General features: G+C 35.0%; 22 protein-coding genes and 3 tRNA genes. 10 read left to right on the top strand and 15 right to left on the bottom strand.

All coding sequences use genetic code 11. The features are described from left to right. Window positions 1-123: 123 nt before the first annotated feature. On the top strand, window positions 124-2,055 hold the full coding sequence (rpoD, locus tag NBW39_RS06160) for an RNA polymerase sigma factor RpoD (RefSeq protein WP_250294915.1): 1,932 nt from the start codon (window positions 124-126) through the stop codon (window positions 2,053-2,055). 211 nt (window positions 2,056-2,266) lie between these two features. Further along, window positions 2,267-3,247 carry an SGNH/GDSL hydrolase family protein gene (locus tag NBW39_RS06155; RefSeq protein WP_250294914.1) on the top strand — a complete coding sequence of 327 codons (981 nt, stop codon included), beginning with the start codon at window positions 2,267-2,269 and terminating at the stop codon, window positions 3,245-3,247. Between the two features lie 342 nt (window positions 3,248-3,589). Here the strand turns inward: NBW39_RS06155 and NBW39_RS06150 are convergent, their stop codons facing one another. From NBW39_RS06150 to mnmE, 4 genes are all read right to left on the bottom strand, one after another. Then, window positions 3,590-4,876, bottom strand: coding sequence for a hypothetical protein (locus NBW39_RS06150; RefSeq protein ID WP_250294913.1), 1,287 nt, complete (start codon window positions 4,874-4,876; stop codon window positions 3,590-3,592). A gap of 762 nt (window positions 4,877-5,638) precedes the next feature. Next, a complete protein-coding gene (locus NBW39_RS06145; RefSeq protein ID WP_250294912.1) occupies window positions 5,639-6,655 on the bottom strand; it encodes an NAD(P)/FAD-dependent oxidoreductase in 1,017 nt (338 codons plus the stop codon). Between the two features lie 152 nt (window positions 6,656-6,807). Then, a tRNA-Ser gene (locus tag NBW39_RS06140) sits at window positions 6,808-6,895 on the bottom strand. A gap of 48 nt (window positions 6,896-6,943) precedes the next feature. After that, on the bottom strand, window positions 6,944-8,272 hold the full coding sequence (gene mnmE, locus NBW39_RS06135; protein WP_250294911.1) for a tRNA uridine-5-carboxymethylaminomethyl(34) synthesis GTPase MnmE: 1,329 nt from the start codon (window positions 8,270-8,272) through the stop codon (window positions 6,944-6,946). A 191-nt stretch (window positions 8,273-8,463) separates the two neighbouring features. Here mnmE and nuoI point away from each other — a divergent pair, with 191 nt between their 5' ends. The 3 genes from nuoI to infC all read left to right on the top strand — a co-directional run bounded on the left by nuoI (window position 8,464) and on the right by infC (window position 11,630). Continuing rightward, window positions 8,464-8,946 (top strand): NADH-quinone oxidoreductase subunit NuoI, encoded by a 483-nt coding sequence (gene nuoI, locus NBW39_RS06130; RefSeq protein WP_047759474.1) that lies wholly within the window; start codon window positions 8,464-8,466, stop codon window positions 8,944-8,946. Window positions 8,947-9,197: 251 nt separating this feature from the next. Next, the gene (gene thrS / locus NBW39_RS06125; RefSeq protein WP_250294910.1) at window positions 9,198-11,099 is read left to right on the top strand and encodes a threonine--tRNA ligase; all 1,902 of its coding nucleotides are present in this window, start codon (window positions 9,198-9,200) and stop codon (window positions 11,097-11,099) included. A 12-nt stretch (window positions 11,100-11,111) separates the two neighbouring features. Further along, on the top strand, window positions 11,112-11,630 hold the full coding sequence (gene infC, locus NBW39_RS06120; protein ID WP_250294909.1) for a translation initiation factor IF-3: 519 nt from the start codon (window positions 11,112-11,114) through the stop codon (window positions 11,628-11,630). A gap of 28 nt (window positions 11,631-11,658) precedes the next feature. On the opposite strand, the gene nuoF is transcribed toward infC, so the two are convergent. Next, window positions 11,659-12,921, bottom strand: a complete 1,263-nt coding sequence (gene nuoF / locus NBW39_RS06115; RefSeq protein ID WP_250294908.1) for an NADH-quinone oxidoreductase subunit NuoF — start codon at window positions 12,919-12,921, stop codon at window positions 11,659-11,661. 19 nt (window positions 12,922-12,940) lie between these two features. After that, a tRNA-Lys gene (locus NBW39_RS06110) sits at window positions 12,941-13,013 on the bottom strand. 330 nt (window positions 13,014-13,343) lie between these two features. On the opposite strand from NBW39_RS06110, the gene NBW39_RS06105 reads away from it, so the two are divergent. The 3 genes from NBW39_RS06105 (at window position 13,344) to NBW39_RS06095 (ending at window position 15,599) form a co-directional block, all read left to right on the top strand. Continuing rightward, window positions 13,344-13,419 (top strand) — tRNA-Ala (locus NBW39_RS06105). Window positions 13,420-13,603: 184 nt separating this feature from the next. Further along, window positions 13,604-15,100 (top strand): magnesium transporter MgtE N-terminal domain-containing protein, encoded by a 1,497-nt coding sequence (locus NBW39_RS06100; RefSeq protein ID WP_250294907.1) that lies wholly within the window; start codon window positions 13,604-13,606, stop codon window positions 15,098-15,100. 46 nt (window positions 15,101-15,146) lie between these two features. Beyond that, entirely contained in the window at window positions 15,147-15,599 is a 453-nt protein-coding gene (locus NBW39_RS06095) for a hypothetical protein (RefSeq protein ID WP_250294906.1), read from the top strand. Window positions 15,600-15,673: 74 nt separating this feature from the next. On the opposite strand, the gene ccmE is transcribed toward NBW39_RS06095, so the two are convergent. The 9 genes from ccmE to NBW39_RS06050 all read right to left on the bottom strand — a co-directional run bounded on the left by ccmE (window position 15,674) and on the right by NBW39_RS06050 (window position 23,321). Continuing rightward, window positions 15,674-16,066, bottom strand: coding sequence for a cytochrome c maturation protein CcmE (ccmE, locus tag NBW39_RS06090; protein WP_250294905.1), 393 nt, complete (start codon window positions 16,064-16,066; stop codon window positions 15,674-15,676). Next, window positions 16,050-16,187 carry a CcmD-like small membrane protein gene (locus NBW39_RS06085; RefSeq protein WP_250294904.1) on the bottom strand — a complete coding sequence of 46 codons (138 nt, stop codon included), beginning with the start codon at window positions 16,185-16,187 and terminating at the stop codon, window positions 16,050-16,052. The genes ccmE and NBW39_RS06085 overlap by 17 nt, the downstream gene beginning before the upstream one ends. After that, window positions 16,184-17,056 (bottom strand): biotin--[acetyl-CoA-carboxylase] ligase, encoded by an 873-nt coding sequence (locus tag NBW39_RS06080; RefSeq protein WP_250294903.1) that lies wholly within the window; start codon window positions 17,054-17,056, stop codon window positions 16,184-16,186. The genes NBW39_RS06085 and NBW39_RS06080 overlap by 4 nt, the downstream gene beginning before the upstream one ends. 4 nt (window positions 17,057-17,060) lie before the next feature. Then, entirely contained in the window at window positions 17,061-18,446 is a 1,386-nt protein-coding gene (locus tag NBW39_RS06075; RefSeq protein ID WP_250294902.1) for an NADH-quinone oxidoreductase subunit N, read from the bottom strand. Continuing rightward, window positions 18,443-19,885: a complex I subunit 4 family protein gene (locus NBW39_RS06070; protein WP_250294901.1), complete on the bottom strand. Its 1,443-nt coding sequence runs from the start codon at window positions 19,883-19,885 to the stop codon at window positions 18,443-18,445. Before NBW39_RS06070 ends, NBW39_RS06075 begins: the two co-directional genes overlap by 4 nt. A gap of 3 nt (window positions 19,886-19,888) precedes the next feature. Beyond that, window positions 19,889-21,745, bottom strand: coding sequence for an NADH-quinone oxidoreductase subunit L (gene nuoL, locus NBW39_RS06065; RefSeq protein ID WP_250294900.1), 1,857 nt, complete (start codon window positions 21,743-21,745; stop codon window positions 19,889-19,891). 4 nt (window positions 21,746-21,749) lie between these two features. Further along, a complete protein-coding gene (gene nuoK / locus NBW39_RS06060) occupies window positions 21,750-22,058 on the bottom strand; it encodes an NADH-quinone oxidoreductase subunit NuoK (RefSeq protein WP_250294899.1) in 309 nt (102 codons plus the stop codon). Next, a complete protein-coding gene (locus tag NBW39_RS06055; RefSeq protein WP_250294898.1) occupies window positions 22,049-22,636 on the bottom strand; it encodes an NADH-quinone oxidoreductase subunit J in 588 nt (195 codons plus the stop codon). Before NBW39_RS06055 ends, nuoK begins: the two co-directional genes overlap by 10 nt. A 73-nt stretch (window positions 22,637-22,709) precedes the next feature. After that, window positions 22,710-23,321 carry a hypothetical protein gene (locus tag NBW39_RS06050; RefSeq protein WP_250294897.1) on the bottom strand — a complete coding sequence of 204 codons (612 nt, stop codon included), beginning with the start codon at window positions 23,319-23,321 and terminating at the stop codon, window positions 22,710-22,712. A gap of 295 nt (window positions 23,322-23,616) precedes the next feature. On the opposite strand from NBW39_RS06050, the gene NBW39_RS06045 reads away from it, so the two are divergent. Both NBW39_RS06045 and NBW39_RS06040 read left to right on the top strand, forming a co-directional pair. Then, window positions 23,617-24,030 carry a WD_0964 family protein gene (locus NBW39_RS06045; RefSeq protein ID WP_250294896.1) on the top strand — a complete coding sequence of 138 codons (414 nt, stop codon included), beginning with the start codon at window positions 23,617-23,619 and terminating at the stop codon, window positions 24,028-24,030. 100 nt (window positions 24,031-24,130) lie between these two features. Beyond that, on the top strand, window positions 24,131-26,047 hold the full coding sequence (locus NBW39_RS06040; protein ID WP_250294895.1) for an ATP-dependent helicase: 1,917 nt from the start codon (window positions 24,131-24,133) through the stop codon (window positions 26,045-26,047). Window positions 26,048-26,315: the final 268 nt, after the last annotated feature.

Below are 26,315 nucleotides of genomic sequence, written 5' to 3'. Positions count from 1 at the left end.
ATTAACAGTATCTTAAACTATATGAAGTAACAAATAGCCACAAGTTAAAAGTAAAATTATAAACTTGCTTGTTGTAAGTTTGTTTGTTAACAAGGAATGAAATTATAAACTATAAAGGTAATGATGTCAATTATTAATGATGCAGAAGATAAGAAAAAAATTATCAGAGATCTTGTAACTAAAAGTATAAAAAAGGGTGGTTTTATCACCTTTGATGATATAAATGATAAATTATCAGATGAAAATTTTTCGTCTGACTTTGTAGATGATGCTATATCTTTATTGCAGGATTCCGGAATTAATGTGCTTGAAAGTAGCGAAGATGAAGAAGATATTCCTTCCAATAGTGATGATAGTAAACTTGATGATGATACATCGCCAAATGTTACTGCAACTTTAGTACAAAATGATGATCCAGTGAGGATTTATTTACAAGACATGAGCTCTGTAAAGCTTTTATCAAGGGCAGATGAAATCGAGATAGCAAAAAAAATTGAATCTGAAAAGCATAACATGTTACGTGCAATAATTGAAACATCAGTAACATTAAAGGTGATAAAAGTATGGCGTGATGATTTAAGTAGTGGAGCTCTCTTACTGAGAGAAATTATAGATCTGGATGCAATTTATAACTCTGATTTTAATGTGGTACCCAAAGAAGAGAGTGCTGAAAATGTTGAGGATTCTGAGGATGTTTCTGAAGATGCTGAGTACTGTAGTGATGATGAGAAAGATAGTAAAAAAAGTGATGATGAGAAAGACGGTGATAATGAAGATGTAAGTTCAGTCAATTTAAATGTTTCTATTCTTGAAATGGAAAGTGACTTATTGCCAAAGGTCATAGTTGCATTGGATGAGATGATTACTTTAACAAATGAAGCGTTGATATTAAGAAAAAATTCTAAAAATTTCTCTAATGAGCTAGAAAATTTGCATAATCAAATATGGTCTATAGCATTACAAATTAAGTTAAGTGATGCTGCTGTTACCAGAATTACACAAGAACTTTATAAGATAAATAGATCCATCACGCTTGAAGAGGCTAATCTTATTGCTGAGGCTAGAAAATACGATATCGATAGAGAAAGTTTCTATAAAGTTTATGATGACGTGCTTTTAAAGCACGAGTTGAAAGAGATAAGTCTTTTAAAGATCAATGAAAATCAGTCCTCTTTTACAGGTGAATTAAAAAACAAATTTTTAAGGTTTATAGACGATAACTCTGAACATATAGCTAGTACCTTAAGCGGTATTAAGCAGCATGTACAGGAAGATAACGTACAAGAATTTAAGGAGCTAATCAAGAGAATACAAAAACACGAACGAGAAGTCTCTGAAGCAAAGCAAGAAATGATTAAGGCTAACTTAAGGCTAGTAGTTTCCATTGCTAAGAAGTATTCAAAAAGAGGCCTTGATCTGCTTGATTTGATACAAGAAGGCAATATTGGTCTTATGAAGGCCGTGGATAAGTTTGATTACAAACGTGGATATAAATTTTCAACTTATGGCACTTGGTGGGTAAGACAATCAATTACTAGGGCAATACCTGAGCAGTCTAAAGTAGTTAGAATACCAGTTCATATGGTGGAAATTATCAGTAAAATCAACAGAGCATTAAGAAAGATGACTCATGAGATGGGAAGAGAGCCGACGTTAGAGGAATTGAGTGTAGAACTGACAATGCCACTGGAAAGAATACGCAAAGTTATGAAAATAGCAAGGGATCCAGTAAGTCTTGAAGCTCCAACAGGAAAAGATGATAGTAGTACCTTCGGTGATTGTATAGAAGATAAGCGAGTCTCCAGACCAGAGGATGCTGCAATACTTGCTGACTTGCGTGGCATTACAACCAATGTTCTTGCAACTTTAACACCAAAGGAAGAAAGAATTCTAAGAATGCGTTTTGGCCTTGGTAAAGATGGGAAGGAACATACCTTAGAAGAAGTAGGAAAAATTTTTAATGTAACACGTGAGAGAATTAGGCAAATAGAGGCAAAAGCACTGCGCAAGTTGAAACATCCAAGCCGCGCTAGAAAACTTAGAGGGTTCTTTTAAGTATACGTGTCAAGTTAAGAAGAAGCTGATTTTGCCCGGAAAAAGTGGAGAAAAAGTCAGAGCGTTTTTAAAATAAAACGTTTTTTCAAAAAGGTATGATATGAAGGAAATACACAATAAAGTTTAAAATGGGGGTTGTAAAAAAGTTGCACCGCTATTTTTCTTTTTTTATGAATTTAATGAAACAACATGCTAATCTACGGTAAATATTATGACAAACAAAAATGACAATTCTAATTCAAAGTATAGAAATTTTTATGTTCTGGGTGATAGTTTATCCGATAATGGTGCAATCATTGGAATTTTAAATAATTTATCCTTTGCAAAAAGCGTAAAGTTTGATGACCCTTTTTATCAAGGAGGATCTTTTAGCGATGGCCCTACTGCTGTTGAATATGTAGCAAAATATTTAGATTTAGACGAATTTAAACCTGGATGGAGTTATTCATTTTTTGGTAGATGCCACGAGCAGCAAGGTCAAAACTATGCAGTTTCATGTGCAACAGCATCTGAAATTTTTGACCCTATGTTTTCTTATTTCTTCAATAAATTTCGTTTAGCTAACCAGCTAGATGCGGTAATTAAACATCATCCAGATATAGGTAAAGAAGATTTATTTTGCATCATAATCGGCGGAAATGATGTTATGGTTGCCACTGCTTATGACAATACTAAAGCGGAAGAAGTGTTGGAACAAGCAGTGAGTGAAATATGTAATGCACTTAAGGTTCTAAATGAACATGGTGTTAAGCATGTAGTTGTTGCAAACGCACCTGAAGTTGGCTCAATACCAGCTTTTAATAGAGATGAAGAAGCAAGGGAACTAGCTACAAAACTCACAGAGAGTTTCAATGCAAAATTGGCTAATGGCTTAGATTATATGAAGAAAAGTACAAATCTTGAAATAAAAGCATTTGATCTTAACTCTAAAATGAAAAGTATGCTTAGCGAATACAAGAGCAAAGGTTTAAATTGTCAAGATGCATGCACATCGAACATTTCAGACCAAATTGGGAGATTTAAAGAAAATATCAAAACACTCTTAAAGTTGATATTTAAAGGGGAACTTGATGTTCACTATAACCCTGGGTGTAGCAAAGAAACACTAAAGGATTATTTCTTTTTTGATTATTTCCATCCAACTGCAGAACTTCATCATGAAGTTGGTAATGAAGTGTATGAGTTGATTTGACACAGTTTTTTGAACATTCCCTAGATCCCAGTGTCCCTATGATGTCATCCCAGTGCCCAGACACTGGGAACCAGAAAAGTTTGCTTGTTCACAAGCAAACTAGCACAGAAAGTGATTTTCGATGAGATTATATGGAAAACTGGATCCCAGTGTCTGGACACTGGGATGACATCGTTTACTATGTGCCATATTGCAATGTTCGTACAGCTGTGAGTCACGCACTTTGCTTCAATATTTGCACATTAGCCACTCCTCTGAACAGATACAGTCAGTTTAGCTATAATTTCCTAAGTTTGCTCACAATCTCTTGACTTGACACATATGTTTTTTTCCCAAATATTACTATCTTCCTCCTTTTCCTTTCTCAATTTGTGCAACCATTTCCTTAACACTTACTTGTGTGGAAGGAGGATTTTTGCTGACATGAGATTTTGGATCAGATTTTGCTGTTATGTGTTTCGTCGCAGATCTTTTATTCTCTGTTAGAAATGAATGAGATTGTTTTTTCTTCACACCGATATCCGCTTGTGCTGCTGGGGTGGTTTTGCTTTTAGCAAGCCGTACATTAGCATTTCCTTTTACTTGATTTTGCTCAAATTTTTCTTTTAATGCCTTTACTTTACTGCCCATCTCGCGATTAGCTCCTCCTTTCATAATAGCTGCTGCTACTTTTGGTATCGCCTTACCAGCAGCTTTTTGTGCTGATTTCCTATTGTCTTGATTTTTAGATTTTAGTGGTACTGTAGGTTTACTTTCAGCTGATTTTTTAAGAATTACTCCTACTACTTTTGGCTCTGTGCTTACTTTTTGATCAGCACGGCTTAGATTTTTAGGCTTTGGCGGTACTGCAGGTTTATCTTTGACTACCACTTTCGATTCTTGTCTAACTTCTTGACCAGTAGTAAACATTTTTTTTGGCACTTGTGGTGGTTTTGGTGGTACGAGGGATTGAGGTTGTTGTTTCTGCTTACGTTCTCTTTTTGCTTCTATATGTTCTTTAGAAACTGTTGCATAAATTGGCTCTTCTTTGGGCGATTTTGAACTCTGCAAATTTTCTATTAAAATTTTACTCTTCTTCTCTTGATAATTTGATATGTCTTCATATTCATGCTCTTTATCTAATGAACTTTCATAGCCTGAATCTCCTTCTTGTAGCTCATATAAAGGATTTTCTTCTTGCTTTGACGCTGTTCTATCCTCTAAGTTCACTCCATACAATCTATGTTCCTCCTGATTTTTTTTACTTTGCTCTAAATCTGAAATTTTCTTTAAAACATTTAGGTATTCGAATGTTATTTTTTCAGCAAGACTGGGCAATTTATCATTAGCAAAATTTCTTATATCGTTATCCTGAATTGAAGCATCTTTTCCCAAGATTTTATTAAATGTTTCCTTGAATATTCCAAAAAAACCTGATGGCTTTTTGTTCACCGGTTCTATATAATTATTCAAGTCACTACATATGACAAACTTAGCTACATCTTCTGCCTTATCTGTAAAACTCTCTAATGCCTGGGATAAATCCCTCACTGTTTTATTATATTGTTCACCAATGTTTTTCAGCTTTATAGCTTTGATCAGAGAATCGAGATTTTTTTTATAGTTCTCACTTTTAAATGGATCATTCATACTAATTACAGCTCATTATTTATTAAAATATAGATCTAAAATATTAAGATCTAGTAAATATTACTTTTGTAATTCATGTAGAACTATAGCTATATAAGTAAGATTTCCCTACATCATACCGCCACGGAATAATTAATCGTCATACCGCGATTCATTCCATAGCTGTACGAACATTGTGATTTTGAATCCACAAGGGAGGATGTCATCCCAGTGCCCTGACTACTTGGATCCAGGAAACTTAACTTTACACCAGGTGAATGTACAATAAGAACTGGATCCAGCGTCACGCGCTGGAATGACGCCCTTTATGGTCTCTTAAATTGCAACCAATCTAAATATTTAAGAAATTTACCAAATGAAAAAAAAGGCAAAAGAAGCCCCGGTCATTGTCTATTTTCTGTATTGGCGTTTTTTTAAGTCTTAAACACTGCAATTTAGCTGCTTTTAAATGCAACTCACCTTAGTTTAAATGTTTAAGAAATTTACTAAGCAGAAAAAAAGGCAAAAGAAGCCCTGAGTAGCGAGTTTTGACTCTCTAATACTTTAAATTAGTGCTGTAATAATGTGCTAACGCTTAAAATAAGCGCGATTTGGCTGAATGTAGAAAAAATTTAAAAGACATGCAGCCGCTATAATTTTATGTAATTCGCCAAAAAATACCCTGAGTTTTTTACTGAATTTTGTCATTGAGCCTGCAGGTTAAAAACAAGTTTTGAGTCATAAATACCCTTAATGTCGTGATAAGGGGGCTGGCGAAACTTGTCAAGGAAGTTTTTCTTTCCCGTGAATTCCCTTTGAAGTTGAATATTGAAAATTGACTGGAGAATTGTGGATTACTTTGTATATGTCATAACAAGCCATGGCGCCCTCAGCAAAACCATTTAGTATCAACTTGAGTTTGCCTGAATAAGTAGCTATATCTCCGATTGCATATATCCTATCTCTACTGGTTTTAAGTGTAGCTGGGTCGACAACTATGCGGCTATGTTCTAACTGTATACCCCAATTGTTTATTGGACCAAGATTCATTGACAATCCAAAAAATGGCAGCAAAAAATCAGCGGATATTTCTTTTTCTTCCTTAGAGGCAATGTTTTTTACTATCACTGCGATCAACTGCCCGTCATTTCCGGCTAGTTCATGTAATTGATATGGCACTACCAGTTCTATTTTTCCATCAATTTCAAGTGATTCTAATTTATTTCTAGTTTCAGGAGTGCAGCGAAATTCCTTTCTTCTATGTATCACATAAATTTTCTTCGCAACTTTAGAAAGTTCTACGGTCCAATCAGCCGCAGAATCACCCCCTCCTGCAATGACTATAGTTTTATCCTGAAAATCAGAAATTTTATTTACACTGTAAAATACAGATTTATTTTCATATTCTAATATACTACCAAGGGGTGGACGGTTAGGTTCAAACATTCCGTTACCTGCAGCAATGATAACAGCCTTACATTTTACCTCTGTACCTATGCTCGTTATGACAGTAAAGTTTTCACCTTCGTTATTTGAAATCTTTTCCACTTTTTGACTTAAATGGTAAGCGGGCTCAAATGGTGAAGCTTGCTCCATTAGTTGCTCAATTAATTTTTGGGCAGTAATTACAGGATAACCAGGTATATCATATATTGGCTTTTCTGGGTAAAGAGCTGTGCATTGTCCTCCTGCTTGATCCAAAACATCTATTATATGACATCTCATATCAAGCATTCCCGCTTGAAAAGCAGTGAATATTCCAACAGGCCCTGCACCTATTATTACTATATCGGTTTCCATATTCAGATGGTAATCTATTTATAGATATTAGCTTTCTTCGCTAATAAGGTCAATTTACAAAGGGATGTATTTTAAAAAATGTAGCTAGATTAGATAAGATTTCCAGCATCACATAAAGCTCTAAAAATCAGCTAACATCGCGGGATGCTGTGCGGACGGAATGGGATTCGAACCCATGGTACGCTCATCACGTACGTCAGTTTTCAAGACTGGTGCCTTAAACCGCTCGGCCATCCGTCCACCTCTTTTTTTACCACAACATTTAATTTTAAGCAATCTATAAAAATCTTACTTACCTACACAAAAACTGCTAAACACACTATCTAATATTTCCTCAACATTAATAATTCCAATTACTGCACCAAGTTCAAATGCAGCAAGCCTCAAATCTTCAGATATTAACTCAATTGGATTATCGATATTAAAGCGTTGTAAATGTTCCAGTGCTTTCTGCATGTGACTCCTATGTCTTTGCCGAGTAATCACAGGAGTGTCTCTATCATGCCCAAATTTTTCCTCTACCTTCTCTTTTATGAGAGAGATCAACTTGTTTGTACCTATTCCCTTTAAAATAGAAATAGGTAGAAAATCTATACCGTCAACCAGTACATTTTTTTCACTAACTGCATCGTCAGCTTTGCTCAATATATAAATAGTATCGCTATTTACAACGTTGCAATTGATATTATAACGTTGTTCAAAAGGAAATAGTTCTATTCTTAAATCAGCTTCACAAGACCTCTTTTTCGCTCGACTTATACCTTCTGATTCTATTGGATCTGAACTCTCACGAATTCCAGCAGTATCAGAGAGAATGATTGGGTATCCGCCAATGTCAATATGAGCTTCAAGCACATCTCTTGTTGTGCCCGCATATTCAGAAACAATAGCAATATCACGTTTGGCCAAGAAATTAAACAGCGTTGATTTACCAACATTTGGTTCACCAGTTATTACAACGTGTAAACCCTCACGCAACCTTTCGCCCCGTCTATTATCATTTAAATGCTCTCGTATCAACCGCACAAGAGCTTGCACTTCATTACTAATTTTTTCCAATTCATTTTTTTCTGCCCAAATATCTTCTGGAAAGTCTATATACGCTTCGATTTTGGATTGTATCGTTATTAATCTTTGCCTCCAATTGCTGTATAGTCTCTCCAATTCTCCTGATATCTGCTTAACCGCTTGTTTAGCTTGCATTTTTGTCTCAGCATCAATTAAGTCTGCAATTCCTTCTATTTGCGTTAAGTCAAATTTACCATTTAGAAAAGCCCTAAGTGAGAATTCTCCAGGCCTGGCCATAACGAAAATTTTTGATAATTCCTCCAAGATGATTTTTATGACGGCCTTGCTTCCATGTACTTGTAACTCTATAACATCCTCGCCAGTAAAACTGTTTGGAGCAGGGAAATAGATGATTATTCCATTATCTATCAATTGATTGGAATCATCATATAGATCAACTAAAGTAGCAAATCTTGGTTTAATTTCTTTCTTAATATGAAAATGATTTAAAGCTTTAAGCGCGTAGTTGCCTGAAATTCTGATTACTGCAACTCCTGACTTACCAAATACGGTCGATAAAGCGAAAATAGTTTCATTTGTGCTTGTCATTATTTATATAAACTACTTAGCAATTTAAAATACCTAATCTAAAAAATTTTTACTTATATTGCTTATTCATATTAATGCAGTATTAGTAAATATATTGTATAAAAAAACTACAAAAGTCATCCAGATGAAAATATTTATTTTGAAAACTGACAATATACATTATAGTTATAAATGTAGGTTTTAGACATTTTATGCTAAAGAAATTAGCTTGGTATTGGTCTTTTGTAGAGTTAATTAAAGGGTTTGCTATTACATTAAAATATATGTTTAAGCCAAAGGTTACTTTGAGGTATCCTATGGAGAAGGGCCCTTTAAGTCCAAGGTTTCGTGGTGAGCATGCGTTGCGTAGGTATCCAAACGGTGAAGAACGATGCATAGCTTGTAAGTTATGCGAAGTTATCTGCCCTGCTCAAGCAATAGTTATTGAAGCAGAGGAAAGAGAAGACGGTAGTCGCCGCACCACACGCTATGATATTGACATGACAAAATGCATATACTGCGGACTTTGCCAAGAGGCATGTCCAGTTGATGCAATTGTTGAAGGTCCTAACTTTGAATTTGCTACTGAAACAAGAGAGGAGCTAATGTACAATAAAGAAAAGTTATTGCGTAATGGTGAAATTTGGGAAGACGCAATTGCACTCAGGTTAAAAAAGAATAGACCGTACTACTGATGTTAAAAATTTATAGCTTTCAAGTCATTCCTCTGTTACCCAGGTGCTTTTTTTCTGTCATTTCAGTGTTCCTTTTTTTGTCATCCCAGTGCGTGACACTGGGATCCAGGTATAAAAATATTTGCAAATTGTGCAATGGACAACAAATTTTAGGAGCATACGTTAAACTAATTTCCATTATAAAAAATAAGATGGATCCCAGTGTCAAGCACTGGGATGACAAAGAGAGGGTTAGACAAAAGGGTCGATAAATGATTAAAATTACTTTTCCATCTGAAAAAAGAATAGAAGAATATGACGATAAAGTCACTGGCTTTGATATATTGCAACCAAATGCTTTGAAAGAAGTAGTTGCATTGAAAGTAAATGGTGAGTTATATGATCTCTCACGTGAAATTGAATCTGATACAGAGATAGAGGTGATACAACTGAGTGACGAAGCGGGTTTAGATATAATAAGGCATGATGCTGCTCATATAATGGCGCAGGCAGTGAAAGAACTCTTTCCTAATACTCAGATTACTATCGGGCCAACAATTCAAGATGGTTTTTACTATGACTTTGCTACAAGTCGTACCTTCACTACGGATGATCTTGCTGCAATAGAAAAAAAAATGAAGGAAATTATAAAAAGTAACCACAGATTCGTCCGAGAGGTTTGGACTCGCAAGCAGGCAATTGATTTCTTTAGTGGTATAGGCGAAAAATACAAGGTTGAGATTATATCCTCTATACCAGAAGATCAAGACTTGACCGTCTATAAGCAAGGTGATTTTGTAGACCTATGTCGTGGTCCGCACTCACCATCAACTGGCAGAGTTAAAGCGTTTAAACTTATGAAAGTAGCGGGTGCATACTGGCATGGTGATTCTAAGGGTCCAATGTTGCAAAGAATATATGGCACCGCGTGGAGAAATAAGGATGAATTAAACGCTTATCTTGAGTGTCTAAAAGAAGCAGAGAAACGTGATCACCGCAAAATTGCCAAGGATATGGATTTATTTCACATTCAAGAGGAAGCTGTTGGACAAATTTTTTGGCATGAGCAAGGATATACTCTATATAATGTTCTTGAGTCTTATATAAGAAAGAAATTGATAAGTAATGGCTATTTTGAAGTAAAAACTCCTATTTTAGTAAGTAAAGAGCTGTGGGAGAAGTCAGGACATTGGGACAAATTTCGTGAAAATATGTTTGTTGTTGACGAATCTGAGAATAAAAAGTTAGCAATAAAACCTATGAATTGCCCTTGTCATGTGCAGATTTTTAACTCTCACACGAGGAGTTATCGCGATTTACCAATACGTATGGCAGAGTTTGGCACATGTCATAGGAATGAAAGCTCAGGCTCATTGCACGGACTGATGCGAGTGCGTGGTTTTACGCAAGACGATGCACATATTTTTTGCACAGAGGAGCAAATCAATTCTGAGACTATAAAGTTTTGTGACCTTTTAAAAGAAGTATATTCAGAGCTTGGATTCAATGAAATTTCTGTGAAATTTTCAGACCGTCCAGATATTAGAGCAGGTAATGATGAAGTGTGGAATAGAGCTGAAAAAGCGCTGCTTGAAGCCGTTAAAGAAGCGGGCTTGAGTTATGAACTGAGCCCTGGTGAAGGTGCATTTTATGGTCCAAAGTTAGAGTTTGTTTTAAAAGATGCAATAGGCAGAAGCTGGCAATGTGGAACATTACAAGTTGATTTCATTTTACCAGAACGTCTGGGAGCTTTTTATATAGGGGCAGATGGGTACAAGCATCACCCTGTCATGTTACATAGGGCAATTCTTGGGACTTTTGAGCGTTTTATTGGAATTTTGATAGAAAATTATGCAGGAAAATTTCCAGTTTGGCTTGCTCCAACGCAACTTGCTATTCTGACCATTACAAATGAAGCTGACAGTTACGCCACAGAAATTAGCAATATTTTAAAAGAACAAGGTGTGAGAGTCAAGACTGATTTGACCAATGAAAAAATTAGTTATAAGATACGTTTGCATAGTTCAAACAAGGTTCCTATATTGTGGATTATAGGCAAAAATGAAGTTACAAGTAAAACTGTGTCCGTGAGAAATTTAGGATCGGAAAGACAGGAGTCTTTTTCTTTGGAAAAGGCTACTGAATCGCTGTTAAAAAGTATTAATTTGAATTAAGGGAGTTAAAGTTTGCAAGTTAAAAAGAACAATAAAAACAGAATTAATGAACTCATCACAGCTAAGGAAGTACGCTTAGTTGATCATAATGGTGAAATGATCGGAATCGTTCCAATAGAACGAGCTTTGGCATCTGCTCAGAATGTCGGTTTAGATTTGGTAGAAATTGCACCTGATTCAACCCCTCCAGTATGTAAAATTCTGGACTATAGTAAACAAAAGTATGATATAAAAAAGAAGGCAAGTGAAGCAAAAAAGAAACAAAAAGCATTAACTATAAAAGAAATTAAACTGGGCCCTAATATTGGTGACCACGACTACGGAACAAAATTGCGTCAAACAAGGGATTTTCTTGTGCATGGACATAAAATTAAAGTCACAATGAGATTTAGAGGGAGAGAGCTTATAAATACTGATGTTGGACTGGAAAAATTAGAACGGCTAATTAGAGACACTGAAGATATTGCAAAGGTAGAATTGGCACCTAAAAGAGAAGGGAATCAATATTTTTTAGCTCTGGTTGCTAAGTAGCAAAACGGCTTAAGAAGTATAAGTAGAGTTAAATTATCGCTCTTTCTCTGATAACATGGCGAAAATGTCTTATTAATCCTTGAATTGGCCAAGCTGCAGCATCGCCAAGCGCGCAAATTGTATGTCCTTCTATTTGAGTCGTAAGGTCAAGCAGTTTATCTATTTCATCAGGCTTAATATTTCCTGCTACCATCCTCCTCATAATCCTCCACATCCATCCAGTACCTTCACGGCATGGTGTGCATTGCCCACAGGACTCGTGCATATAAAAGTGCGATAACCTCTCTATTGCAGCTATTATATCAGTTGATTTATCCATCACTATTACAGCAGCAGTACCAAGCCCTGATTGTGCAGCTTTTAATGAATCAAAATCCATTTCAATACTATCACATATAGATTTTGGAATTAATGGCACTGAAGACCCACCAGGTATCACAGCAAGTAAATTATCCCAACCTCCTCGCACTCCACCTGCATACTTTTCAATTAATTCACGTAGTGGAATGCCGAGCTCTTCTTCAACATTACACGAGTTGTTTACATGCCCTGAAATGCAAAAGATCTTAGTGCCAGTATTATTTGGTTTACCAAGAGATGCAAACCATTCTCCTCCGCGATTTAGAATATCTGGAACCATGGCTATAGTTTCAACGTTGTTTATTGTGGTTGGGCAGCCAAAAAGTCCAACACCTGCAGGAAATGGAGGTTTCATGCGAGGAAAGCCCTTTTTTCCTTCAATTGATTCAAGTTGAGCTGTTTCTTCTCCACATATGTAAGCTCCTGCACCCCTATGGATAAACACATCAAGATCATAACCTGATTTGCAGGCATTTTTTCCAATTAAGTTTTCTTTATAGGCTTCCTCAAGTGCCTTTTTTAGAACTAAATATTCATTATAAAACTCACCCCTGATATAAATATACGCAACTGATGCGCTGATCGCTCTGCCGGCCAGGAGAATTCCCTCAAGTAACTTATGTGGCTCATATCGTAATATATCTCTATCTTTAGATGTACCAGGTTCTGACTCATCTGCATTGACTACTAAATATGTTGGTTGTTTTTTTGGAAGATTTTTGGGCATAAAGCTCCACTTAAGGCCGGTGGAAAATCCTGCACCCCCTCGACCTCTCAAACCAGATTTCTTTACTTCATCAATGATTTTTTCTGATCCTAAATCCAGTAACTCCTTTGTTTTTTGCCAGCTACCACGTTTTTTTGCACCCTCAAGTAGTGGATTTTCTTTACCATTTAGGTTGGTGAATATTTTGTCTTGTTCTTTTAGCATGTTTTTCAAAATTTGTGAGTGATCCCGACGCGATTCGAACGCGTGACCCACTGATTAAAAGTCAGTTGCTCTACCGGCTGAGCTACGGGATCATTTCATTTTTCAGCTATACTAAACAGTAATACAGTTTTTATCCGTTTTAATCAAACTAAAATTTTCATGTGTGAATTATATAATACACTGCGTTAGTAGTTAAAAAATCTATGGATAATTTAAAAAAATTTTTAAAGGAAAACTTCTTGTTAATTTTCAATTCACATTGATTCACTTGGCAAAGCTTATAGTGTGATGTACAAATCTGAAAAGACAAAAAGATAGAGAATTGTATATAACTGCAGAATTTGTGCACTATTTAACAATAGCCTAACAGATAAATATTTCTTGCATTTCAGCCTGAGTGATTTATGCTTTAAGCAAGAATTGGGGGTATAGCTCAGCTGGTAGAGCATCTGTTTTGCACGCAGAAGGTCAGCGGTTCGATCCCGCTTGCCTCCACCAAGACGCCAAAAAACCTGTCAAAACAGCTTATTTTAATCTACCTTCCTAAAAATCCCTATTTCTTTTCGTAACTTCTCTCTACACAAGTAATGTTTGTTATTATAATTCTAATATATATCAACTTAACAATAAATTAATCAATAAATGTTAGAATAACTATAATTAAATTTATTAGGTAATACTCATGAGTGGAAAAAAACATGTTTTTAAGATGGTACCTGGGAAAACATTTAATAAATATGGAACTAATATGATAGAGGGTCCATATAACCAAAGAATTCATGAATCAAATAAAATTGCCAAGGTTGAGTTTGAACCATTAAATACTAAAAGCAGCGTAAAACCAGAATTAATAGTAGAATTTTGTTCAATTTATCAGAATGACCATGGCAAGATGACTTCTTCTTGTATCAAGCAAAATCAGTCAGGAGATGCACTTGGTTTCAAAAAAGAAATGTATGCTATTGGGAAAAGCAGGCACTCTTTTATGTATTTAAATGATAAATTAATGACAGCACACCTTCGAATGAAAAATGTCGGTGATCCTGAACATCCCCCAATAACAATTCCTTTTATTTACTTAAAACCAATACAATATAAGTATATAACATGGGAAGAATTAGGTAATGATGCTCGCAAGTGCTATTTTTCAGATGATCAAGGAAATGATCTCAACTCACAAAGCAATGATATACTACAAAGTCATGTGTTTTCCAAGGAACAAATAATAGTAAACGATATAATATCATCTAACAAGGAGATAATACTATCAGATGCATTTGCCAAAACTTTTTTTAAGGGCTTAACAGAAAACCAATTAAAGACCCTTGCCAATACTCTTAGTAACGAGCAACTGCAAAAAATAATTCCTGAGCTGAGCTCAAACCAGTTGCAGGTCTTAGCAAAGAACTTAACAGATGAACAACTCCAAGCTTTAGTAGATCATCTAACCAACCACCAATTACAAACTCTCGCTCAGGAACTAAATCCAGAAAAGTTACAAATAATTGTTCCTATTTTAAATGACGCTCAGCTTAAAGCTCTAGTTAGAGATTTAAATCCAGAGCAAGTAAAAGAAATTTTACCTCACTTAAAAGTGGATCAGTTCAAAGCACTTATTAAAACTTTAAATGACGAACAATTTACAGTGCTTGCAAAAGACTTGGCTGAGCACCACTTGACAATACTCTCCAAAGAATTAGAAGGTGATCAGTTGAAAGCTTTAGTAAATAGTCTGCAAGAAGACCAGCTGAAAGACTTAGTTAATAAGCTTGATCCTGAGAAACTCGAAGCAATTGCTCAGGATTTAACTGATTCTAATAGAATCCAGATTATCATTAAGTCTTTAGTTGATAATCCAGACAAACTTCAAGCTTTTGCTCGCAATATTTCTAATGAGCAGTTTAAGGAACTTTTGGATAATGTGGGTGCAGAAGAGCTTAAAGACATCATTCACAAACTGCCTTATGAGAAAGTGACAGCTGTGATTGGTGATCTCAGCAATCAAGATCAGTCTAAAGCTATTATTGATGCATTAAAAGGGGAACTTGAAGAGCAGAGTAAACAGAACAAGGAAATGATTGAGATGCTCAAGCAAATCAAGGACGATATGCCAGAAATCGGACAGGCTCCAGACTTCACAATAGTAGACATTAATAATGACTCACTGTTATTTGTATAGTAGTGATTTATAAAGATAGGTAGTTTTTTTATAGGAGGTAACTATTATGAATAAAAATATAAAATTATATTCTAGTGAAGAAGTTGAATCAAATAATGCATTGCAACTTCAGAAACCGGCGTTTGATAAACCAAATTTTGCAATACCAGAAATAAAGAAGATTACTACTAAAAGCGTACCGGATGGAATTGATATAACTAAGGTTATGGAAGAAGAAGAGATTAATGCTATACCGGTAATCACGGTAAGCGTTAAGAATCTTAAAAATTTTTATGATGGTCTGATGAAAAGTATTAATAAATATAACGGCGATATAAGTGAGGCGATTACAAATGGCGTAGTAACACCACTGTCATTAACTATAGAAAACATAGGCGCAAAGACAAGCGAGATAGACGATAAACTCAAAGATCTTCAGGCTAGACTTGATGATATACCAGAGATTGGAGAAGCTCCTCCATTACTCCATATTACTGGTGAAGAGAACGGATTGCTTTAATAAAAAAGGTAATAGCCTGAAATCAGGCTGTTACTCTCTCTACATATCGTTTCAATACAGCTGAATTAGGGAATCTATTTTAAAACTTTCGGCATATAGTTCTCATCATGTTTTGCAAACACCGTATCTGCAAGAAAGGTACTATTATCAAACATTTTACCTTGCACAACAATACCACTTTTTTCTGAAAACATCGGTGGAAGTATCCCTTGATATTTCACTATAACGCTCTTATTAAAATCTGTTATTTGAAAAACTACTTCGCTTTCGCTCCGTATCACGCTATTTTCAACAACCATTCCACCAACACGGATTGGCTTTTGACTATTTGGCAAGACTATGGCCTCACTTACTGTATAGAAAAATGAGATATTTTCTTTGAGCGTTGTTAAAATAAAAAAAACTGCACAACTTAAAAAGCAGAAAATTCCTGAAGTTATAAGTAATCGCTTATGTTTCTTCTTCATGATTATCTTTCAGGCTTTCTAGAATTTTTTTACTTTTAGTATAGCAAGAAATGGTAAAAATCAGTTCTCCGGTAATCAACGTAAAACTAATAAGGTAAGCAAAAATTACATATGTATTCATAATGCATTATCAATAAATAACTCACCTGCATCAAAATAAATTAAGCTTCCATCCTTTTGCTGCAACACCAATTTACCACTTTTATCTATATCAGCAAAAATTCCCTCATACAATTTGTCAGCTAACTTTACACTGATTTGCTCATTCATTTTGAATGCTTTTTTTAACCACATTTCTCTTATAGCATAAAACCCATCAAATAGCCATTGCTTTCTTAGTTTATTAAAATTTATTATTAATTTCTTTAATAGATCTATGTTAGATACAGACTCACCGTAATTGCTAATGCACGTTGTTCCTGGAAGTGGTGCATGACTGACATTAATTCCAATTCCTATAATGAGCCAATTCGAATTGGATCTTTTTTCAAGCAATATTCCACTTATTTTCTTGCCATCAATAAGGGCATCATTTGGCCACTTATACTGGAGATTTAGACCATTTATAAATGACAGTATAGTATTTCCAACAGCAAGAGCAGTAACAAAAGTCAATTCTGTTAATTTGCTAACATCCGCAATTTTATTCACCAAACCCTTCTCTGTCATCCCAATGCCCTCTGATGTCATCCCAGTGCTTGACACTGGGATCCATTCTTCTTTTTTTCTAGATTCCAGCGTCACGCGCTGGAATGACACCGAAAGCTGGCTTTCATTCAGATAATCGTTAAAGAGGTTTATTACCAAACTTGCATAAAAATTACCCTCTGGAGAAATCCAACTTTTTCCGGTACGCCCTCTACCCTCTGTTTGTTTGTCGGCAATAATAACGGTTTCATTTGATATTCCTTTATCAATTAAATCCAACGCTTCTCTATTAGTGCTTGAAACTTCTTTGTAATGATGAATATGAAAACCCTCAGGGATCATCTTGTCAGCTCTTTAGTTCAATGAGTGAGTAAAGATCTTCTACATACAAGAAAAGAACGAGGTTGATCAGTGAAGCCACTGAAGTGATAATGAATAGACCCTTAGAATAAGCAACCTTATTACCACTAGCTTTATCAAAATACATAACTTTCATGATATTTAAATAATAGTAGCATGATATCACACTCGCTATTACAAGGATCAAAGACAGGCTGATAAAGCCAGAATTTATTAAACTTTTGAATATAAAAAATTTAGCGATAAAACCTGCAAGTGGAGGTATTCCCGACATCGAGAGTAACAGCACAGAAAGATGAAATGCTACAATTGGGCGTTTCTTCCCTATACCAGATAAATTTGCAATATCACAATCGTCATCGTCAATTTGTACGAGATATGAGAATAGCCCTATGCTTGTGATGATATATATCACCAGATACATTAAGGCACTATCTGTTCCTGCTTGTGTAAAAATAGAAAGTGAAGCAAATATAAAACCAATGTGACCAATTGAACTGTAAGCAAGCAGCCTTTTTAAGTTTTGCTGACGCAAGGCCCCAAAAGCTGAGATAAGCACAGACAATGCTGAAACGTATAAGAAAATAGGCTGAACATAACTTTTTACATTTACTAACTCTTCATTCATCAATCGAATTAAAAATGTTACAAGTGCAGCTTTTGGGGCCGTAGAAAAAAACGCAGTTACTATGGTAGGTGCACCTTGATAGACATCTGGAGCCCACATATGAAAAGGAGCAATAGCAAGCTTGAAACACAAACCAATAAGGATAAAAACTAACCCAAAAACTATTCCATAAGTTATCTGATGGTTTTGCAAGAATGAACCGAGCTCAGAGAAATTGACTTGTCCTGTATATCCATAAAGCAGCGACATTCCATATAGCATAATGCAGGAAGATAGTGCACTAAGTGTAAAATATTTCACTCCTGCTTCACATGAATAAGCTGAATCTTTATTAAAGCTAGCAAGAACATACAAAGATATACTCATCAACTCAAAAGCTAAATAAAAAGAAATCAGACTATTTGCTGAAACCAAAGTTATCATGCCAAATAGCGCAAAAAGAATCAGTATTGAAAATTCATATTTATAGTCATATTTTGATAAATTCAGCATCAAAAGTATTAAAATTCCTGTGCTGAGAATTAACCCTTGGGCTGACCTGATGTATAAATTGAGTTTTAACAACGAATTAAAGAGAAAAATTTCATTGTTTTCTGCCGAAATAATTAAAATAATCAAAGTTACCACTGTGCAGCCAAGTGCTAATAAGTTGATAGTTCGGCGGTTAAATATAATTCCAAGCAGTAGCAACACTAACGAGGAGATAATAGAGAACGTTTCCGGCAATATCTGTATATAATTCATAGCGCATTATATTTGACTAACAAATTTGCCATACATGGCTTCAAATAATTCAGTGCAAGGGTTGGGTAGAATCCAAGCAAAATAACAAACACTGCAAGCAGAATTAAGACAGAAAATTCTATGCTATCCAAGCGATTATTTAATAATTTAGAATAGCTAACCCCCCATATTATTTGCTTACATAAATTCAGCATATAAACTGCGCTTAAAATAGTGCCAAGTGCGATAAATCCTGTAAAAAACCCTATGCTCTTAAACATTCCAACCATAGCCAAAAACTCACCTATGAATCCAGATGTTCCAGGTAGCCCTATTGAAGCCATTGAAAATAAAATGAACATAAAACCAAATTTTGGCATTGTGTTTACTATGCCAAAATACTTTGCAATCTCCAAAGTTCCAGTTCGAGTATATAGCATTCCAACACATAAAAATAAAGCAGCAGAAATAAGGCCATGACTAATCATTTGAAATATGCTACCCAGTACTCCTTCCTCACAAAATGAAAAGAGGCCAGCAGTAACGATCCCCATATGTGCTATTGAAGAATAAGCTATTAACTTCTTTATATCATCTTGAGCAAACGCAACTAGAGAAGCATATATCACCGCAATAATGCTCAGCACAACAACGAAATTTGAAAAATACAAACTTGCCTGAGGAAGCATTGGAATAGAAAACCTTAAAAATCCATATCCCCCCATTTTAATAAGCAAGCCAGCTAAAATCACAGATCCAGAAGTTGGTGATTGCACATGCGCATCAGGAAGCCAAGTGTGAAATGGAAACATCGGTACTTTTATTGCAAAAGAAATAAAAAATGCAATCCACAGCAATGACTGCACTTCAAGATCAAGGCTTGGCACTAATGTAGCTAATTTTTGTATATTAAACGTCCCAAAAGTGCTATAGATGTACACCAATCCAAGTAGAAATAATAATGAGCCAGTTAATGTATAAAGAAACAACTTAAACGTTGCATATATCCTTTGCTTCCCTCCCCAAATGCCAATAATAAAGAACATTGGTATTAAGACAGCTTCAAAAAACACATAAAAGCTTATGGCATTCAGTGAAACGAAAAAACCGACTACAAAACTCTCAAGCAGTAGAAATAATGCCATATAGGCTTTTAGGGTCGTATAACTCATTTTGCAGTTGTAGAGTATACAAATTACAAACAAGAAAGTTGTAAGCAGAAGGAAAAGCAACGATATACCATCCACCCCTATTCCTACATTCTTGATTGGATAGCTGACAAACTGAAAGTCCGCATTGTTATAATCAAATTCTATACAAGCTACAATGCTAAGCAAAAATGGAAGTACAGCAAAAAATAGGGCAAGGAATCTTAAGTGTATAGATTGATGATTAATCCTGATTAAGGGTAAAATCAACGCTCCTATCAGTGGAAGCAAGAATATACTAAGTAACAACACCTTCTATTTAATTCCAATAATATATAAAGCACCGATTATTAGAGTAACAAACATAATAAATGCATAATCAAATATATAACCAGTTTGCAACTTTACAGAACTTTTTGAACATTCATTAACCAATCTTACAACACCATTTGGCCCAAATGAATCAATAGCCTTAACATCAAACTTCCATAGAAGCCTAGACATAAACCTTATTGGTACAATTATAACAAACTCATACACCTCATCAAAGTACCATTTATTCTGCAAAAACTTAAGTAAAAATTTACTCTTAATTTGCCTAATTACTTGATATTGGTAAATTAGGTACGCAAGTGCTATTCCACTTAGGCTCGCCAAGGTTGGTAGCAATTTTATAAATAAATTACGCACTCCATGCTCATCAATAACTACTAAACTTGATTTCCAAAACGCATTACTAGTTATGTTCAAAATATTTGCTCCCCACACTCCAGAAAATACTGATCCAAAAGCAAGTATCAGTAATGGTATAAGCATAATCTTCGGTGCTTCATGTATATTAATTTTACTTTGTTTTTGGCTATGGAACACAAGAAGCAATAACCTCCAAGAGTAAAACGCTGTGAAGAATGCAACAACTAAGCTTATTACAAAAGCAAAGCTATCCGTGCTATAAGCATGTTCAATTATCAAATCCTTTGAGTAAAAACCTGCAAATGGAAATATTCCAGAAAGCGCAAGAGACCCAATCCACATGAGAGTGTAAGTGCAAGGGATTTTCTTCCAGCAATTTCCCATTTTCTGAATGTTTTGCTCATGATGCATTGCATGAATCACATTGCCAGCACCAAGGAATAGTAGAGCTTTAAAAAAAGCGTGGGTCATTAAATGAAAAATAGCAACATTGTAAGCAGAAAGCCCACATGCCATGAACATATAACCAAGTTGACTGCAGGTTGAATAAGCAATTATTTTCTTTATATCATTCTGAGTAATCGCAACGGTGGCTGCAAAAAAAGCAGTAAGTGCCCCAACGATAACTATTAATTCTCGTGCCACATTTGATAACTCAAACAATGGAGAACATTTTGCTATTAAAAATATACCTGCTGTTACCATCGTTGCTGCGTGAATGAGTGCAGAAACAGGGGTTGGCCCTTCCATTGCATCTGGCAACCAAACATGTAAACCAAGCTGTGCAGATTTACCCATACAGCCAATAAAAAGTAATATGCATATTATATGAATTATTTTAAATTCACAGCAGAATGCCCTAATGTTCTGTGCGCCAAGAAGATCAGCTGTGTCAAAAACTTCAGTAAATTTCAAAGAGTGAAATGTATAATAAATAAGAAAGATTCCAATTAATAGTGCAAAGTCTCCTACCCTATTTACAACAAATGCTTTAATTGCTGCATTATTTGCAGAATATTTTTGGAACCAAAATCCTATGAGTAAATAAGAACACAGGCCAACTCCTTCCCAGCCAAAGAAAAGCTGCACGAAATTATCGCTTACAACCAGCACAATCATGCAAAATGTGAACAGCGATAGGTAAGAAAAAAACCTCGACTTCCCTTTATCATGCTCCATATAACCGATAGAATAGAGGTGGACTACTAGTGAAACGGTGGTAATAACAATAAGCATTAAGGATGAGAGAGCATCCACACTAATTGCCCAATTTACTTTTAATACACTTAATGAAAATAAAGGAAATAAACTCAAGTGATAATTTTCAGAGAAGGTGAGAAAAATATACCAAGATAAAACTGCAGATATTCCAATCCCTGCCGTTGTAACTAACTGACTAAAAACATCTCTTCTAAAAAGTGCTGCAAATAGCGAACCAAATAGTGGCAAAAATACTATTAATTTCAGTATATCCATCATACTTTCATTCTTTCATTAAGTTCGCTTGTTCAACATCTATATTGCCACGGCTTCTATAATATACAACCAATATTGCAAGCCCAACTCCTGACTCTGCTGCCGCAACAGTCAACACAAACATCACAAAAATTTGCCCAACTATATCATTCATAAAGGCAGAAAAAGCGACTAGATTGATATTAATTGCCAAGAGTAATATTTCTATTGATAACAGTATGTTGATTATGCTCTTACGGTTGATGAAAATACCGCATATTCCAACAGTGAACAAAATAGCAGCAACTATCAGAAAATGATTTAATCCTATTTCCATTCTACTCCTTTTCCAAATTTAGCCTTAACCAATTTTACAGATGAAGATTGTGTCAATTGCTTTAATACATTCTGTTTTTTAACTCCTTTTTTCTTGTCCTGCAAAGTAAGAGCAATTGCACCGACAATTGCAACAAGTAGCAAAATTCCAGAAAGATGAAAAGCGTACATGTAGTCGGTATACAGCAAATTACCAATAGCTTTCACATTATTGGCATTATAGTTTATAACATTACTTATATTCAGTGCTGAGCTGCGAATAACAAAACTGATAATCAAAAAAAACACAACACACAACATAGCACCAAGAGTGAAATGCTTTGCAAAACCCTGGCGCAACCTTATGTAATCAATATCAAGCATCATAACTACAAAGAGGAATAACACTGCAACTGCACCGATGTATACTATCAGTACCATCATAGCGATGAATTCAGCTCCAAGAAGAATAAAAAGCACTGCAGAGTTAACGAAGGTGAAAATTAAAAATAATACTGCATGCACAGGATTTCTTGCGCTAATTACGCATACAGCAGATAAAATGCTAAGAATTGCAAAAAAATAAAAGAAAAAAGGCATTGATACTTTAACTGCAACAATAGTTACTAATTTAAAGTGACTATTGTTGTAAAGTCAATACTAAATGCCTGCCTTATGGATAAACTTGCGATTGTGATTCTAAACATTCAGGAGTAAGTACATTCTTAATTGCAGTACCTATGCTCATATGACGGTCCTTTTGCCTTTCTTCACTTACTTTCTCGCAAAACTTTCCAATACCATAACCCACCAGTGCACCAATAACAGTGGCTGCAATAAATACCGCAACAGCAGCAATAGCTGGGGTAAAAGTAGCAGCTCCTGCAAGATATGCTATAGCTGCTCCTATCACTGCACCACTACCTAAAGCACAATAAGCTCTACGAGCATTTTGTTTGCTTTTAGATTTTTGTGAAATCTCTTCTATTATTTTAAGTTTTTCTGCTACTAAATCACTATCTTGTTGTTTTTCTTCATCATTTAATTCACCAAATTTGTACAAAATTTTTGCAGTACATTCTAAGCACTCTCCAATAGACTGCACATATTTTTTTACATCTATTTTTCTATAACAGCGTTCTCTCAAGGTATCACAATTGAAATAATCAAGATTCATCATACATACATCACGTATTTCGTGAATTTGTTTAATAAATTCCCTAGTGGGCTCTTTTAAAACAGATTCAACATACTTATCTAGTTTGTCAATCTTTTCTTTAACCAATCCAGCACTACAGGCATTTGACTCTATAGACCATAAAGATTTAATGATGTCCATTTCTTCAAGTGAAAGTTTTCTTTGCTCATCAGAATTAGTAGGCATATTTTCTCCTATTTACTATACTTAACATACAATAATTTTAACTAATATTTTCACAATTCTCAAATTTAGGCGTCCATTTTTCTTAAAGTTCAAAGTATACAACAAAAACTTTACAGAGTGCAAGTAGTAAAATTCTTGACAACTTTAATTTATTAATGCATAATATATGTATATTAATAGTCAGCGGTAGCTCAAAATGTACAACATATTTGGTTATTTCAAAACTTGTGACAAGCAAAGTGGAAAACTAGATAGAGAGAATGATCAATACACCACAAGAGATTACATGACAATTTACTTTAATAACACACTAGCCAGTTTAGATAGATCATGGAGAGAATTTAAAGAAAAAGTGTATGGATTTATGTATGATATCGGAACTTGGTTGAAAGAAACATATGAAAATCTCACTGAACGACCTGCAACGCATAATCACTATACCCCAAAAGAAAAACCCCTTGTTGAAGAAATAGAAATGAAGGAACTAAACCGTACATATAAGCCATTCCAAACTCCACCTATCCACCCAACAAGCAGCAGCCTAGATCAGATCAATTTATCGTTACCCACCACATCCAAGCTGCCTAACAAAGATATATACAAAACGTAACACTTGAGTGAAGCATCCTTTAACTGTTCTATTCAATAAAACCTTTACAATATTTCGATCATAGGTTTAACTTTACGAAGTTATAATCTATAGGGCTACGATGAACGATTATCTCTCACTGCTAAATCCAGAACAACAATCAGCTGTAACTAACATAGATGGACCAGTTTTGATACTGGCAGGAGCCGGAACGGGAAAAACAAGAACGATCACTTCAAGAATAGCACATATAATTCGAAATGGTCACGCTTACTCTGATGAAATATTAGCAGTTACATTTACAAATAAAGCAGCAAATGAGATGGTATCAAGGGTACTTGAGCTAACGGGCACAAATATACCATGGCTTGGCACTTTCCATGCAATTGCAGCGAAAATTTTGCGCCAGCATGCAGAAATTGTGGGCTTAAACTCCAATTTTACAATCATTGGTGTGGATGACCAATTACAGGTAATAAAAAATATTATTAATGAAATAAGCCCTGATTACCTATCAGAAAAATGTAAGACCATTATGAATATTATTCAGCAATGGAAAGAAAAGTGTTTGTTGCCATCTGAAGTGGAAGATATTCAATCATTTAGGCCAGTGTACGTAACTGCACTCAAAGTCTATCACCAGTATCAGGAAAGGTTAAAATTCCTTAACTCTGTCGATTTTGGTGACTTATTGCTATATAACATACAACTCTTTAATCAAAAGACCGAAGTTCTGTCCTACTACCAAAACAAGTTTAAATATGTCATGGTAGATGAATATCAAGATACAAATGCGATACAATATCTTTGGCTAAAATACCTTGCAAAAGAGCACTCAAATATTTGCTGTGTAGGAGATGACGATCAATCAATATACAGTTGGCGTGGTGCAGAAGTTGAAAACATTTTAAAATTTTCTGATGATTTTAAAAATGCAAAAACCTTCAAACTGGAATGTAATTATAGATCAACGTCTCACATACTTGCAACTGCGTCATATGTTATCAATCACAATAAGACTCGCTTAGAAAAAAAATTGTGGACAACAAACATTGAAGGGGAAAAGGTAAATCTAATAAAATTATGGGACGGAAAAGCTGAAGCAAGGTTCATAAGCGAACAGATATTAAAGCTTAATCAATACAGATTTAGTGACATTGCAGTGCTGGTAAGGGCTACTTTTCAAACTAGAGTTCTCGAAGAGTATTTTATAAAATATTCAATTCCCTACAAGATTATAAGTGGCGTAAAATTCTACGAACGTCAGGAAATCAGGGATGTAATTGCATATTTAAGACTTGTTACAAACAATAACGATGACTTAGCTTTTGAAAGGATCGTAAACCGGCCAAAAAGAAGCATAGGAGCTACAACTCTAAAGAAAATATACACGACTGCTCAGGATAACAAAATTTCTTTTTTTGAGGCAGCAAAAATATTAGTTAATAGTAATCAAGTAACCGAAAGAATTAAACTCTCACTAAATGATTTTTTAAATAAAATTAAAGCTTGGGAAGAAATAGTAAGCGTAAAACCACTGCATGAATTCGTTAAAATCGTAGCAAACCAATCAGGTTATATTGAAATGCTTGAAAATGAGGAGGTAACAGGCTTAGCACGAATAGAAAATGTCAAAGAGCTCATCTCATCTTTAAAAAATTTCGATAATGCCACAACTTTCTTGGAGCATATAAGTCTGGTGATGGAAGTGGATAATATGAATAACGATGACACCGTATATGTTATGACTCTTCATGCAGCAAAAGGACTTGAATTCCCGTGCGTGTTTCTACCTGGTTGGGAAGAGGGATTATTTCCTCATCAGAGATCTTTTGATGACAAAAGTGCTAAAGCTTTAGAAGAAGAAAGGAGACTCGCATATGTTGGCATAACCAGAGCCAAAGAAAGGTTAATCATTTCATGTGCAGATAGGAGGGAAATTAACAACCAGTGGCAACCGATGCGCACTTCTCGGTTCATTAAAGAATTGCCAAGAGAAAATGTTGAGGTAATTAAAAGCAACATTGCCTACTGCTAAAATGTAACCGTTCAGGCAATGGCGTCAACTTAAGAGCATACATTAGACCTCTTGCATAACCATGTAACATTGGGAATAGAAACGAAAAAACTTACTTGACACCATTTGCCAGTCCTCTTATCATGATACTGAAGCTATTTATTTATCTCCGCAGTGGATTAATGACAAAAAAACTTAATGTATTTGGCGTAAATCATGCTTAATTTTTGCACTATGTGCACCTCATGTCTTTATAAAACTTCTAGGTTTTTACCTATATAAGCTGAAA

Origin of the sequence: Wolbachia endosymbiont of Oedothorax gibbosus (assembly GCF_936270435.1) — a bacterium.
Classification (GTDB): domain Bacteria; phylum Pseudomonadota; class Alphaproteobacteria; order Rickettsiales; family Anaplasmataceae; genus Wolbachia.
The sequence above is the reverse complement of the archived record's forward strand: the minus strand, read 5'-3'. Positions and strand labels throughout refer to the sequence as shown.